Source organism: Enterobacter cloacae complex sp. P47BA, assembly GCF_014930485.1.
Classification (GTDB): domain Bacteria; phylum Pseudomonadota; class Gammaproteobacteria; order Enterobacterales; family Enterobacteriaceae; genus Enterobacter; species Enterobacter bugandensis.
This window is the reverse complement of sequence record NZ_JADBRF010000001.1, coordinates 497,842-511,648: the sequence shown is the minus strand read 5'-3', so window position 1 is coordinate 511,648 and position 13,807 is coordinate 497,842. Positions and strand designations below refer to the sequence as shown.

Annotated in this window: 14 protein-coding genes; 4 read left to right on the top strand and 10 right to left on the bottom strand. The window is 57.3% G+C overall.

The genetic code is table 11. The annotated features are described in order from the left end of the window. Positions 1 to 17 precede the first annotated feature (17 nt). Positions 18 to 965, top strand: coding sequence for a zinc-dependent alcohol dehydrogenase family protein (locus IM299_RS02375; protein ID WP_193356979.1), 948 nt, complete (start codon positions 18 to 20; stop codon positions 963 to 965). A gap of 3 nt (positions 966 to 968) precedes the next feature. On the opposite strand, the gene IM299_RS02370 is transcribed toward IM299_RS02375, so the two are convergent. Continuing rightward, positions 969 to 2,003: an AI-2E family transporter gene (locus tag IM299_RS02370; RefSeq protein WP_041910260.1), complete on the bottom strand. Its 1,035-nt coding sequence runs from the start codon at positions 2,001 to 2,003 to the stop codon at positions 969 to 971. 422 nt (positions 2,004 to 2,425) lie between these two features. Here IM299_RS02370 and mdtJ point away from each other — a divergent pair, with 422 nt between their 5' ends. Both mdtJ and mdtI read left to right on the top strand, forming a co-directional pair. Then, positions 2,426 to 2,788, top strand: coding sequence for a multidrug/spermidine efflux SMR transporter subunit MdtJ (gene mdtJ, locus IM299_RS02365; protein WP_028012965.1), 363 nt, complete (start codon positions 2,426 to 2,428; stop codon positions 2,786 to 2,788). After that, positions 2,775 to 3,104: a multidrug/spermidine efflux SMR transporter subunit MdtI gene (gene mdtI, locus IM299_RS02360; RefSeq protein WP_028012966.1), complete on the top strand. Its 330-nt coding sequence runs from the start codon at positions 2,775 to 2,777 to the stop codon at positions 3,102 to 3,104. The genes mdtJ and mdtI overlap by 14 nt, the downstream gene beginning before the upstream one ends. A 38-nt stretch (positions 3,105 to 3,142) precedes the next feature. On the opposite strand, the gene IM299_RS02355 is transcribed toward mdtI, so the two are convergent. From IM299_RS02355 to puuD, 9 genes are all read right to left on the bottom strand, one after another. Continuing rightward, entirely contained in the window at positions 3,143 to 3,964 is an 822-nt protein-coding gene (locus IM299_RS02355; protein WP_028012967.1) for a serine protease, read from the bottom strand. Positions 3,965 to 4,066: 102 nt separating this feature from the next. Then, a complete protein-coding gene (locus IM299_RS23070; RefSeq protein WP_023617729.1) occupies positions 4,067 to 4,150 on the bottom strand; it encodes a hypothetical protein in 84 nt (27 codons plus the stop codon). A gap of 93 nt (positions 4,151 to 4,243) precedes the next feature. Then, positions 4,244 to 4,618: an acid resistance repetitive basic protein Asr gene (asr, locus tag IM299_RS02350; RefSeq protein ID WP_032642591.1), complete on the bottom strand. Its 375-nt coding sequence runs from the start codon at positions 4,616 to 4,618 to the stop codon at positions 4,244 to 4,246. Positions 4,619 to 4,767: 149 nt separating this feature from the next. Next, positions 4,768 to 6,255: a carboxypeptidase M32 gene (locus IM299_RS02345; protein ID WP_045261459.1), complete on the bottom strand. Its 1,488-nt coding sequence runs from the start codon at positions 6,253 to 6,255 to the stop codon at positions 4,768 to 4,770. A 150-nt stretch (positions 6,256 to 6,405) separates the two neighbouring features. Next, positions 6,406 to 7,677, bottom strand: a complete 1,272-nt coding sequence (gene puuE / locus IM299_RS02340) for a 4-aminobutyrate transaminase (protein WP_041910252.1) — start codon at positions 7,675 to 7,677, stop codon at positions 6,406 to 6,408. Positions 7,678 to 7,702: 25 nt separating this feature from the next. Beyond that, complete coding sequence (locus IM299_RS02335) at positions 7,703 to 8,983, bottom strand: FAD-binding oxidoreductase (protein ID WP_028012971.1); 1,281 nt, start codon at positions 8,981 to 8,983, stop codon at positions 7,703 to 7,705. Further along, positions 8,980 to 10,473: an aldehyde dehydrogenase PuuC gene (puuC, locus tag IM299_RS02330; RefSeq protein WP_193356978.1), complete on the bottom strand. Its 1,494-nt coding sequence runs from the start codon at positions 10,471 to 10,473 to the stop codon at positions 8,980 to 8,982. The genes IM299_RS02335 and puuC overlap by 4 nt, the downstream gene beginning before the upstream one ends. A 157-nt stretch (positions 10,474 to 10,630) precedes the next feature. Continuing rightward, entirely contained in the window at positions 10,631 to 11,188 is a 558-nt protein-coding gene (gene puuR / locus IM299_RS02325; RefSeq protein WP_013096835.1) for an HTH-type transcriptional regulator PuuR, read from the bottom strand. A gap of 25 nt (positions 11,189 to 11,213) precedes the next feature. Beyond that, on the bottom strand, positions 11,214 to 11,978 hold the full coding sequence (gene puuD / locus IM299_RS02320) for a gamma-glutamyl-gamma-aminobutyrate hydrolase (RefSeq protein ID WP_028012974.1): 765 nt from the start codon (positions 11,976 to 11,978) through the stop codon (positions 11,214 to 11,216). A gap of 214 nt (positions 11,979 to 12,192) precedes the next feature. Here puuD and IM299_RS02315 point away from each other — a divergent pair, with 214 nt between their 5' ends. Next, positions 12,193 to 13,611 carry a glutamine synthetase family protein gene (locus IM299_RS02315; RefSeq protein WP_024909135.1) on the top strand — a complete coding sequence of 473 codons (1,419 nt, stop codon included), beginning with the start codon at positions 12,193 to 12,195 and terminating at the stop codon, positions 13,609 to 13,611. Positions 13,612 to 13,807: the final 196 nt, after the last annotated feature.

Below are 13,807 nucleotides of genomic sequence, written 5' to 3'. Positions count from 1 at the left end.
TCAGCCGTGAGATCGTAATGGAAAATCTGGCCCTCTGGTATCGCCGTTTTGGCGAGCCAGAATCTGTTCTGCAACCTGAAACCGCGCCGCCGGGCGCGCTTGCGCCGGGACACCTCCGCGTGCAAATGCTGTATGCGCCGGTGAACGCGTCCGATCTCATTCCCATTACCGGCGCTTACCGCCACAGAACCCCGCTGCCCGCCGTCGCGGGGTATGAAGGCGTCGGCGTTGTCATTCAGGCGCCCGCGTCTTTTGCGCATCTGCAGGGTAAACGCGTTCTGCCGCTGCGCGGGCAGGGCACCTGGCAGCGCTATGCGGATTGCCCGGCAGAGTATGCGATCCCCGTGCCGGATGATGTCGATTCACGCCTGGCCGCGCGGGCCTATATCAACCCGCTGGCGGCGCAGATGATGTTGAGCCACTATCCACCGCAGGGAAAGCGGGTGCTGCTCACAGCCGCCGGTTCGGATTGCGCCATTCTGCTCGGGCAGTGGGCGCGTCTGGCGGGGGCAGAGGCGGTGTACGGTATTCATCGTTCGCCCGTTCACGCTGAACGGCTGGCGGCGATGGGGATCGTTCCTGTCGCACAGCATGACATGCAGCGGATCCTCTCCGTTGCCGCGCGTGCCGACGTCGTTTACGATGCAACCGGCGGGGCGCTGGCGGAAGCGATCCTGAGCGTACTGCCGGAGCAGGGCATATTTGTCTGCTACGGGCTGCTCTCCGGGCAGACCTTCCGCCAGCAGCGGCCCCTGCCGCGCGTGGCGTGGTTCCATATTCGTAACTATCTGGATGGGCTCAGCGCAGAGGCGTGGCGCGCGGAGTTCGATCAAATCTGGCCCCGGATGCGCGCCAGCGCGTACAGCCCCGGAACGGTGTACCCTCTGACGGACTGGCAGAGGGCGCTCAGGGCTTACCGTGAAGGAGGAAGGGCAAGCAAGCCCCTCATGTCGATGGCGGAATGACGGCTATTGATGGCTCATATCGCTCAGCAGCACGGCGATGCTTTGCCCGCCCGCCGTCTGTTCCAGACCAATCTTCACGATGATGGTCAGCGGAACGGAGAGCAGCATGCCTACGGGACCGAGCAGCCAGCCCCAGAAAATCAGGGACAAAAAGACGACCAGCGTCGAAAGCCCCAGCCCACGCCCCATCATTCGCGGTTCAAGAATATTCCCGAACACCAGGTTAATCGCCAGATAGCCGGCCAGCAGAATCAGCGCATCATAAAATCCGCTGAACACCAGCACCTGAAGAATAGGGGGGATTGCCGCCAGCACGGAGCCGATGTTAGGAATGTAATTGAGCGCAAATGCCAGTAACCCCCAGACGAACGCAAAGCGGACGTCCAGCGCCACCAGCATTCCCCAGACCACCACCCCGGTGACCAGGCTGATGACGGTTTTCAGTACCAGATAGCGTGAAACGCTGTCCAGCGCGCGCTGAATAGCGCCCATTCCTTCAACCGGACGAACCATGATTTGCTGTAACTTTGCGGGCAGCTGTGGCACCTCCAGCAGCATGAACACCACCGTTAAAAACAGCAGGAAAATCGAGGTCATGGCATTGGAAAGCTGCGTCAGCAGGCCTGTGACGATGGTCATGGCCGCATTAGGGTCGATATATTTAAGAAGCTCCTCAACCGAGACTTCTATTCCCGCGCGCTGAAGCCAGGGCTCAAGCTGCAGCAGCGGTATCGCCAGCGAGGAACGGTATTTCGGCAGCGTTCGCGCCAGTTCGTTCAACGAGGTACCCAGATACGCAACCAGTAACACCATGGCGAAAATAATGACGCTAATTAGCAGGGTAATTGCCAGCACGCGCGGGATGCGCAGCCGCGTCATGCGCCGGACCAGTGGGTTAAGGATCACCGCAACAAACAGGGCCAGAATAAAGGGCACAATGATGTCGGCGGCAAAACGAACGCCCGTGAGTATGATCACCAGCATGCCCAGCATGATGACAATTTTTAACCCGTTGAGGGTAATAATGGGTTTAGCCATGGTGACTCCAAAAAACGCTTTTTATTTATAATAGAGGGTAAACGTCCTGCAATAAACTAACCAAAATCAAACGGGATGGGTAAAGAATTGAAAAGACTTTGAGTAAAATCTTCAGTTATGGTACAAATTTGGCGTGTTCAACTACCGAGGACAATTTTCATCCGCAAAGACGAGAAGCAACAACGCGGATAATTGTAATTTTATGGACAATTTGTTCAGGACCTATTCTTCAAACAACGCTGCTCTATTTTCTACCTCCTTCTGCCTGATTGCTGGTGAGCAACACTGGCGTACCGCACTATAGTCACCTCTTCTGCCTGAGCTGGCGCTACGCGCTTAGCTATCTGATTTAATTTCATATTTTTTTGGTTTGCTGCATGCGGCGGGCCACGATGGATTATATTCTCAAGCAGGAGAAAAACATGTTTTACTGGATCTTATTAGCCCTGGCTATCCTCGCTGAAATTACCGGCACGCTGTCAATGAAATGGGCAAGCGTCAGCGAGGGCAATACCGGTTTTATTTTAATGCTGGTGATGATATCCCTTTCCTATATTTTCCTCTCATTTGCGGTGAAGAAAATTGCGCTGGGTGTGGCCTATGCGCTGTGGGAAGGGATCGGTATTTTATTGATTACGCTGTTCAGCGTTCTGATATTCGACGAAACATTAACAACAATGAAGGTCGCCGGGTTAACGACGCTGGTCGCGGGTATCGTGCTGATTAAATCAGGTACCCGTAAACCGACAAAACAGCAGAAGGAGCAGAACCATGCAACAGTTTGAATGGGTTCATGCGGCCTGGCTGGGCTTCGCCATCGTGCTGGAAATTCTGGCGAACGTTCTGCTGAAATTTTCTGACGGTTTTCGCCGTAAGGTTTATGGCCTGATGTCGATTGCCGCAGTGCTGGGGGCATTTAGCGCTCTGTCACAGGCGGTCAAAGGTATCGATCTGTCCGTGGCCTATGCGTTGTGGGGCGGTTTTGGTATCGCCGCCACCCTGGCCGCAGGGTGGGTGCTTTTCGGGCAGCGTTTAAATAATAAAGGCTGGATAGGGCTGATCTTGCTGCTGGCGGGCATGATCATGATAAAACTCGCCTGATCAATCGGTAACCCTGATTCACAGACAGCCGCGCTGGCTTACTCTTTAGCCAGCGCTTCCAGCTTATCGCGAAAACCGGTGACGGATAAGGCCCGGTTATCGGCTCGCCAGCGGTCTTTCGCCGCCGGGGCGGAGCTTTGAACCCCAATCAACTGCCAGCCGTTATCGGTTTTCAGCATCAGCGGTGAACCGCTGTCGCCAGGCAACGTATCGCACTGATGGGAAAGCACGCTGGTCTGCGCCCAGCCCGTCACGATACAGTCCGTGTGGGTGTAAAGCGCATCGAGATGATCGACCGGGTAGCCTGACTGCGTTACCTTGCGGTCGGCGGCTTTCAGCGCGGCGGTGAGCGCCGCTTTATCGCCGTCAAATAACGGCAGCGGCGTAATGCCCGAAGGCGGGTAGCGCAAAATAATCAGGCCAAAATCCCACGAGGCTGCCGCGGGCGGCACAATCCAGCCGTCGCCATCCGGTTTAAGACGCTTCCCAAGAGAAGCATCAACCCGGCCTTCAATGCCGTGGATTTCATAGCGCCAGATCCCTTTTTGCGACACAAATCGTAAGACAACCGCTTTGTCTGGCTTACCGTTGGGTGGCGTCAACAGGCAGTGGCCCGCCGTCAGCGCTAATTGCGGGGTGATTAACGTCGCGGTACACAGGTTGCCGCTGGCGGTTTCCAGTTGGCCTATAGCGTCCCAGGGAGCCTGGGTAGGATCGGTGACGCGAGTACGATCGTCATGACCGAAAAAAAGCGTCTTTAGCTCTTTCGCGCTAATGGCGTTATCACCGCCATCATCCGCCTGTGAAAATCCAGAAAAAAGGCCAAACGTTCCCAGCAACAACACAACAGATTTACGCATATCACACTCTGGTGGGGGTAATTATGATTATTAAAAGTGAACCCTATGAAAATACTATAGACGGGACGGCGCTAAAGTGGGAGTAAAATCAGCGTGCTACAGTCAGGAAAGATAAAAGCGGCTGGCGATGAGCGCGCATAAAATAAGCAGGATAAGAATCAGCTCAAACCGATAGCGTCGCAGCATACGCCCTCCGGATAAAAAAAACGGCGCAGAACCTTTTCCGGTTCAGCGCCGGTTTACCAACGTGCCCCGCAGGGCACGGTTAAGCTTGTACGCTTACGCAGCTGGCTGTGCAGCTGGTTTAGCAGCTTCGTGTTTTACTGCTTTTTTGTGATGCTTTTTCGCAGCCTGGGCTTTCTGCTCTACGGCTGGTTTAGCGGCTTTCTTGTGGTGCTTTTTCGCAGCCTGAGCCTTCTGCTCTACGGCTGGTTTAGCGGCTTTTTTGTGGTGCTTTTTAGCTGCCTGCGCTTTTTGCTCTGCAGCCGGTTTAGCGGCTTTGTGGTGTTTCTTGTGATGCACGGTTTTTGCTGGCGCCGCGGTGGTCGTTGCAGCAGGCGCCGCAGCAGCTGGTGCAGCAGTGGTTTCAGCAGCAAACGCAGCAGAAGACAGACCCATAGCAGCGGCAACAACCAGAGCTAATACTTTTTTCATGTTCATACCCTCGAATTTGGTTTTTCATTTAACCCCACTGCGGGGCCGTTGAAATAACTATATCCCTGTAAATTCGGGGTTTCCGTGAGTGATTGGTATCGGCGTGTAACCATATGTACAAGGCCGGGGAAGAATCCCCGGCCTTATCATTACAGGTAGCGTGAGGTCAGGTGTTCGCGGAAGTAGCGGATATTCAGATCTTCCCCCGTCGCCTGGGTGATTAACTGCGACGTGCTAAAGCGGCTACCGTGCTGCCAGATGTTCTGACGCAGCCACTCAAAGAGGGCGGAAAAATCCCCTTCAGCGATGGAGGACGCCAGTCCCGGAAGCGCGGTCTTTGCAGCATGGAACAGCTGCGCGGCATACATCGCGCCCAGCGTGTACGACGGGAAGTAACCAAACCCGCCGTCGGTCCAGTGGATATCCTGCATGCAGCCGTTGCGGTAGTTGTCTTTGGTAGACAACCCGAGCCAGGCCTGCATTTTCTCATCCCACAGGGCGGGGATATCGTCCACCTCGATCTCGCCGTTGATCAGCGCGCGCTCAATCTCATAGCGCAGCACCACGTGTGCCGGGTAGCTCACTTCGTCGGCATCGACGCGGATATAGCCTGGCTTCACGCGCTGGTTCCAGGCGATAAAGTTCTCTTCGCTAAACGCCGCCTGACTGCCAAAGCGGGCGTGAACGGCAGGGAGGAGGTGCTTAAGGAAGGCTTCGCTGCGTCCCAACTGCATCTCAAAGAACAGGCTCTGGGATTCGTGGATCGCGGTTGAGCGGGCCAGGGCAATAGGCTGGCCTGCCCACGCGCGCGGCAGGTTTTGTTCGTAGCGCGCGTGTCCGGTTTCGTGGATCACGCCAAACAGCGCGCTGAGCAGCTCGTCTTCATCATAGCGCGTGGTGATGCGCACGTCTTCCGGTACGCCGCCGCAGAACGGGTGCGCGCTCACGTCCAGGCGACCGCCGTTGAAATCGAAGCCGAGCATCTTCATGGCTTCCAGACCCAGTTCGCGCTGGGTTGCCGTCGGGAAGGGGCCCTGCGGCGGAACGAACGACCGCTGAGCCTGTTTCTCCACCGCGCTTGCCAGCAGGTCTGGCAGCCAGGTTTTCATATCACCAAACAGCACGTCCAGGCGCGCGCTGGTCATGTCCGGTTCAAAAATATCCAGCAGCGCGTCGTACGGCGTACAGCCTTTGGCTTCTGCGCGCAGGCGGGCTTCTTCACGGCTGAGTTTCACCACTTCTTTCAGGTTGGCGGAAAAGCCCTGCCAGTCGTTCGCGGGACGCTGCGTACGCCAGGCGTGCTCGCACCTGCTGCCCGCCAGGGATTTGGCTTCCACCAGCGATTCCGGCAGCAGGGTAGCCTGCTGATACTGTCGCGTCATTTCACGCAGGTTGGCCTGTTCGACGTCATTCAGATCTTCCCCTGCTGCGGCCGCTAACAGGTCGCCGACTTTTTTATCGGTCAGGATCTGATGTTGCAGGACGCTCATCTCTGCCAGCGCTTCACCGCGCGCGGCGCTGCCGCCTGGCGGCATCATGGTGAACATGTCCCAGCTGGCGATGGAGGAGAGATGCGAGAAGCGAGAGAGGCGCTGGAAGGTTTTCACAAGTGACTGATAGGCGGATGTTTTTTGCAATTCTTATTTCCTCTTGCCAGGGATGTGTTTCAGGGAGCATACAATGAAACCGAGCAAATTCCCCAACATTTCCCACACGGAGGAAATCTATGCCGATCTCCTCCGTTGAAACCGTCTCCGGAATGCCGGGAGACGGTTTTCGGTGGGCACTCAGGACTTATCGCGCATAACCTGTTGCAGGATCGCCAGCGCCTGGTTGAACTGAGCATCCGGAATGGTCAGCGGATAAAGGAAGCGGATCACGTTGCCGTACTGGCCGCAGATCAATAACAGCAGGCCCTGGGCGAGCGCCTTTTGCTGTATCGCCTGCGCGATGGCGGCCGAAGGCTCACGGCTCTCGGGATCAAAAAACTCCGCCGCAATCATCGATCCTCTCCCCCTTATCGCCACGAGCGCAGGGAAGGTGCCCTGAATCTCCTCCAGCGTGGCTTTCAGTCGATCCCCCAGATGACAGGCGCGGGCGCACAGTGACTCGTTGTCGATAATCTTCAGCACCGCGTGCGCGGCGGCCACCGCAAGCGGGTTGCCTGCATAGGTCCCCCCCAGACCGCCGGGAGCCGGCGCGTCCATGATTTCGGCGCGACCCACCACGCCAGACAGCGGCATTCCGCCTGCCAGGCTTTTCGCCATCGTCATCAGGTCGGGCTTGTCCGCGTAGTGTTCCATGGCAAACAGTTTACCCGTACGGGCGAAGCCGCTCTGCACTTCGTCGGCAATCATCACGATCCCGTGCTCATCACAGATTCGGCGGATGGCGGCCACCAGCTCTGGCGGGGCGACGTTGAATCCGCCTTCACCCTGAATGGGTTCAAAAATAATCGCCGCCACCTGTTTCGCCTCAATATCCGCTTTGAACAGGCGTTCTATCGCCGTGATGGCATCCTGCGTCGTGATGCCGTGCAGCTCGGAGGGATACGGCACGTGATAAACCGACCCCGGGAAGGGGCCAAATCCCAGCTTATAAGGCGCGACCTTGCCGGTTAAGGCCATGGTCATATAGGTTCGGCCGTGAAAGCCTCCGCCGAAGGCAATCACGCCCGGTCTGCCGGTGTGGGCCCGGGCGATTTTAATGGCGTTTTCCACCGCTTCTGCGCCCGTGGTGAAGAACGCCGTTTTGGCCGGGCTCTGGACCGGGGCCAGCTCGTTAAGTTTTTCAGCTAATGAAACGTAGCTTTCATACGGCACAATCTGGTAGGCCGTGTGGGTGAACTGGTGAAGCTGTTTTTCCACCGCGGCCACCAGTTCAGGATGACGATGGCCGGTATTCAGCACCGCGATCCCCGCGGCGAAATCAATATAGTCGTTGCCTTCCACGTCGGTGAGGGTGGCATTCTCCGCCGTGCGGGCAAAGAAATTACACATTACGCCTACGCCGCGCGGGGTGGCAGAAAGTCTGCGCTGATGAAATTCCTGGTTACTCATGTCAGATACCCTTTTGTCGAAACGATCATACGCCAAGACGATCGCGCAGGCTGTAGTACGCCGCGCCCATCGCCGTGAATGGAATCCGCAGGCTGCGGCCGCCCGGGAAGGGGTAGTGCGGGAGGTTGGCAAACGCATCAAAGCGCTCAGCGTCACCGCGCAACAGTTCCGAGATCAGCCGTCCGGCCAGGTGGGTGCAGGTCACGCCGTGGCCGCTGTAGCCCTGCATGTAATAGATGTTCTTGTCCAGACGGCCAAACTGCGGCATCCGCGACAGGGTCAGCAGGAAGTTGCCCGTCCAGCGGTAGTCGATTTTGACGCCTGCCAGCTGAGGAAAGGTTTTCAGCAGCTTTGGCATCACCAGGCGTTCGACATCGTCCGGATCGCGCGCGCCATAGACGACGCCACCGCCGTACAGCAGGCGGTTGTCTGCGGTGAGGCGGTAGTAATCCAGCAGATAATTGCAATCTTCCACGCAGTAGTTATTGGGGATCAGCGTGCGGGCGACCTCCTCCGGCAGCGGGGCGGTGGTCACCACCTGGGTGCCGCAGGGCATGCTGCGTTTTGCCAGCTCCGGTTCTATCTTATCGCCCAGATAGGCATTCCCGGCGACGATCACGTAGCGGGCCGTGACCTGGCCATGCTGCGTGCTTACTACTGCCGGGCTGGTGTGCTGAATGGCGGTCACCGGAGACTGTTCATATACACGCCCACCGTTCAGGCGAATGGCGTCCGCTTCGCCGATCGCCAGGTTCAGCGGATGAATGTGCCCCCCGCTGCGGTCCAGCAGCGCACCGGTATAGCGGTCGCTGTCGACTTCCCGGCGGATGGCGCTGGCGTCCAGCAGCTCCAGCTGGGTGTTGCCGTAACGTTCCCAGTTGGCCTTTTGCTCCTCCAGCGTCTCCAGCTGCTTATGGTTTAGCGCCACAAACAGCCCGCCGGGACGATAGTCGCACTGGATCTGATAGCGCTGGATACGCTCCCGGATGATCTCCCCGCCTTCAAACATCATGCTCCCGAGCACTTTCGCAGCATCGGGTCCGTAGTTTTTCTCGATCACGTCGATATCGCGGCTGTAGGAGTTAACCAGCTGGCCGCCGTTGCGTCCGCTGGCGCCGAAGCCGATGCGCGCCCCTTCAAGGAGCACCACGTCGTAGCCCATTTCGGCGAGATGCAGCGCGGAGGAGAGGCCGGTATAGCCGCCGCCCACCACGCACACGTCACAGCTGATCGACTCGTTCAGCGTCGGGAAAGGTTCATAAGCATTCGCGCTGGCCGCGTAGTAGCTGGTGGTATGTTCGGTCATGATTGAGGCTCCAGGGCAATCCAGATGGTTTTCAGTTCGGTAAATTTTTCCAGCGCGTGCAGGGACTTATCGCGACCGTTGCCGCTCTGCTTATAGCCGCCAAAGGGGACGGTCATGTCGCCGTCGTTATAGTTATTGACGAAGACCGAGCCGGCTTTCAGGCGGCGGCTCATGCGGTGCGCCCGGGAAAGATCGCGGGTCCATACCGCCGCGCCAAGCCCGTATTCACTGTCGTTGGCCAGCGTTAAGGCTTCCTCTTCGGTTTTAAAACGGGTGACGACCAGCACCGGCCCGAAAATTTCTTCCCGGCACAGCGGGGAGGCAGGGTCGAGGTCGACAAAAATGGTTGGACCGACTGCGGTAGGCCATGATTGTTCCCGCCCGTCCAGCAGCAGCGTACCTTTCCGGGTTCCTTCGCGAATAAACGTGTGGACGGTATCGGCGTGCGCAGCGTCGATGAGCATGCCCATCGTGCTGTCAGGGTCGAGCGGATCGCCCGGCTGCCAGTGACGGGCCTGCGCTTTCAGCCTTGCCAGGAAATCATCGGCGATGCTGTCTTCGAGCAGCAGGCGGGTACCGGCGATACAGACTTGCCCCTGGTTATAAAAAATCCCGGCGGCGGTCGCGCTCACGGCCTTGTCCAGGTCCGGACAGTCGGCAAAAATAATGTTGGCGCTCTTGCCGCCAGCCTCCAGCCAGACGCGCTTCATGTTGCTTTCTCCCGCGTCCTTCAAGAGCTGCTTGCCGGTACGGGTAGAGCCGGTAAACGTCAGCACCTCGACCTCCGGGTGCAGTGCCAGCGCCTGGCCCGCTTCGTGGCCGTAACCGCTTATCACATTCAGCACGCCGTCCGGCAGGCCCGCCTCTTTCGCCAGCCCGGCCAGGCGCAGGGCGGTGAGCGGTGATTTCTCCGACGGTTTCAATACCACGCTATTGCCCGCGATCAGCGCCGGGCCCAGCTTCCAGCAGGCCAGCAGCAGCGGGAAGTTCCAGGGAACGATGGCCGCGACAACCCCGATCGGTTCGCGCACGATCATCGCCAGCTCGCCCGGACCCGTAGGCGCCACTTCGCCGTAGACTTTATCCGCCGCTTCGGCGTACCAGCGAATGGCGCGCGCCGCGCCGGGAATATCGTCGCGCAGGCTGTGGCGGATGGGTTTCCCGGTGTCCAGCGTTTCCAGTAAGGCCAGCTCTTCGCCGTGGCGTTCCATTAAATCGGCGAGCTTATTCAGCACGGCCTTGCGCTGGGCCGGAGACGCCTGCGACCAGTCGCCGCGCTCAAATACCTCACGTGCGGCCTGAACCGCGCGGTCCACGTCCGCCTGCTTGCCCCGGGCCACGTTCGCCAGCGTCTGTTGGGTAGCGGGATTGACAGTTTCAAACGTGGCATTATCGGCGGCGTCACAATAGGCACCGTTAATAAATAACCGGGTCTCAATGGCGCTGTTTTTTGCTTTATCCTGCCAGTAAGTCAGGTGCTGAAAATGCATATTCACTCCTTTCTTTCGCAATCAGATAAATAAAGGCATGGCCGTTTCAGGCAATACGAAGCCGTGGGGCATCCCGGGAATTAACCCGTTGAATGCCGACATTGATCGTTTTTATTTGTCCCGGCGTAAGTGCGCTTACGCCGGGACTGAGTGGTAATTAGAACGTGGTGGGGGTGTGGGCACTGATAATGCGGCAGATGCCTGCCGAGGTATTGCTGAAGCTGTGCGGTATGCCGGTATTGATGGCATAGCTCTGCCCCGCAACCAGGTGATAAGGCTGGCCATTAATGGTCAGCACTATTTCACCTTCCAGTATCGTACCGATCTCCTCACCCTGATGTTTGATCCTCTCTCCGGTCGTGGTTCCAGGCTGGTAAGTTTCAAAAATCATCGCCAGCGTACGGTTCGGATTTCCGTTATGAACCAGCTTCATCGAAACTCCCTGACTGCCTATTTCGATAAGGTCTTCCTGATTAATAACCACCTGCGGTTCATCAGGTTTTTCCGGTTCCGAAAAGAATTCCGAGAGCGACAGCCCATAGACTTTCAGCAGCTTTTGCAGCGTACTGATGGCAGGACTCACTTTGTCCTGCTCAATGGTGCTGATGGCACTGTGTGTTAACCCAGACAGTTCGGCGGCACGCCGCTGCGAGAGACCCAATTGCTGGCGGATCTCAGACAGACGTTTCCCTGGCGCCAGTCCGTCATCGCTCATAGTTGCATTTCCTTTACGGTAGTGGTCAAAGCCGTTGCTTCTCGGCAATGTGGCTTTGACAGGCGGTGATAAAACCATCAAACAACATACGTGAGAGGGCGTACTCGCTGCTGTTCCATTCGGGGTGCCATTGCACGCCGAGGGCAAAAGGGTGGTCATGAACGCTGACCGCTTCGACCAGCCCGTCCGTCGAACGGGCCTCCACGCGGAGCCGTGGTCCTAACGTTCGTGCACCTTGCCCGTGTAACGAGTTTACCCAAAATGTGTTACAGCCTGGTATTAATTGAGACAGCAGTCCTCCCTCCTGAACCTGAACCTCATGAGAAGGGGCGTATTGTAGCTCAACCGGCAGTTCAGGATCTTCCCGGTGTTCAAGCAGGTCGTTCTGCTCAAACAGGCGGCGATACAGCGTTCCTCCCGTCGCAACAACCAGTTCCTGCAGCCCCCGGCAGATGGCGAAAATGGGGATGCGCCTTTCGAGCGCGGCGGCAATCAGCGCCATACTCAGAAGATCTCGCCCGGGATCGGCGTCAGGCTCATCGCCGTTTTCACCATAAAGGTGCGGCTGCACGTTACTTGGGCTGCCCGGCAGGTAAATCCCGTCCAGGGTTGGCAGCAGAGCGGTAAGTAGCTCTGGCTCTGCCAGCGCATGGGGTAAGGCAATCGGTAAGCCCCCCGCGTTAATAATGGCATTCAGGTACTTTTCTTGCAGGGTCTGGGTCTCATGACCCTTAAGCCTGTTTCTGCACATCACTACGCCAATAACTGGCTTGTTCATTATATTTTCCATGATCGCCCTCACAAAGTGGACTAAATTTAGGCCATTCTCGCCTGTGAAACGGCCTTTTCGTTCAATATTTTCTCAATCTAGCAACGGGATCTGCCTTTTGCAAACTTAATTTAACATTTGACAAACAATTTGTTTGCATACAGATTCGATAGAGTGGACATTATATTTGACAGTCCAGAGCAGCGAACGCAAATCCCAAAAACGGTGGTAAATCATGGAAACCAATATCGTAGAAGTTGAGAACTTTGTGCAGCACACGGATGAGAGGCGGGGCAGCGCCTTTACGCAGGAAGTGAAGCGCTATTTAGAAAAGTATCCTGACACCCAGTTTATTGATGTCCTCCTGACCGACCTGAACGGCTGTTTTCGCGGCAAGCGCATCCCGGTTGCCGGACTGAGCAAGCTTGAAAAAGGCTGCTATTTCCCGGCATCGGTTTTCGCCATGGACATTCTGGGTAACGTCGTGGAAGAGGCGGGCCTGGGGCAGGAGCTCGGCGAGCCGGACTGTATCTGCGTGCCGGTACCGGGTACCCTGACGCCGTCCGCCGCCGACCCGGAATACATTGGTCAGGTGCAGCTCACCATGGTCGATGAAGATGGCGCTCCCTTTGACGTTGAGCCGCGGAACGTACTCAACCGACTCTGGCAGCAGCTGCGCCAGCGCGGTCTGTTCCCCGTGGTAGCGGTAGAGCTGGAGTTCTATTTACTTGACCGTAAGCGCGATGCCGACGGCTATCTGCAGCCACCCTGCGCGCCGGGTACCGACGTACGTAACACGCAGAGTCAGGTCTACTCGGTTGATAACCTGAACCACTTTGCTGACGTGCTGAACGACATTGACGAACTGGCGCAGCTGCAGCTGATCCCCGCCGACGGGGCCGTGGCTGAGGCCTCCCCGGGCCAGTTTGAGATAAACCTGCACCATACGGAAAACGTGCTTGATGCCTGCGATGATGCGCTGGCGCTTAAGCGTCTCGTCAGGCAGATGGCGGAAAAGCATAAGATGCACGCCACGTTTATGGCAAAGCCGTATGAAGAGCATGCGGGCAGCGGGATGCATATCCACATCAGCATGCAAAACAACCGAGGCGAAAACGTGCTCGCAGACGCCAGCGGCGAGGATTCCGCGCTGCTGAAACGCGCGCTGGCCGGAATGATCGATCTGATGCCTGCATCCATGGCGCTGCTGGCACCGAACGTCAACTCTTACCGCCGTTTCCAGCCGGGAATGTACGTGCCGACGCAGGCGTCATGGGGACACAACAATCGCACCGTCGCCCTGCGTATCCCCTGCGGCGATCGCCATAATCATCGGGTCGAGTACCGGGTGGCGGGAGCAGACGCGAACCCGTATCTGGTGATGGCGGCGATTTTTGCCGGTATTTTACATGGGCTGGATAACGATTTGCCCCTGCAGGAAGAAGTGGAAGGCAACGGTCTGGAGCAGGACGGACTGCCGTTCCCGATTCGTCAGAGCGATGCGCTGTGGGAATTCATGCAAAACGATCATCTTCGCGAGCGGCTGGGCGAACGTTTCTGCCACGTCTATCACGCCTGCAAAAATGATGAATTACTGCAGTTTGAACGCCTGATTACCGAAACAGAAATTGAGTGGATGCTGAAAAACGCCTGATGACGTGCCCCGGTTAGGGGCCGCTTTGTTTCATCGCATACGTATCACCAAACGGCCTGCGCGGAGCCTGGCCGAAACGTTCGCTGGCACGCCAGCTATCTCCCGGGAGTCGCGTTATGGAGCGCAGGCGGCACAGGGACTTTCTTAACGACACTGTGTGACGAGGTAGGAAATGATGCAGATGTTCAACTATCCG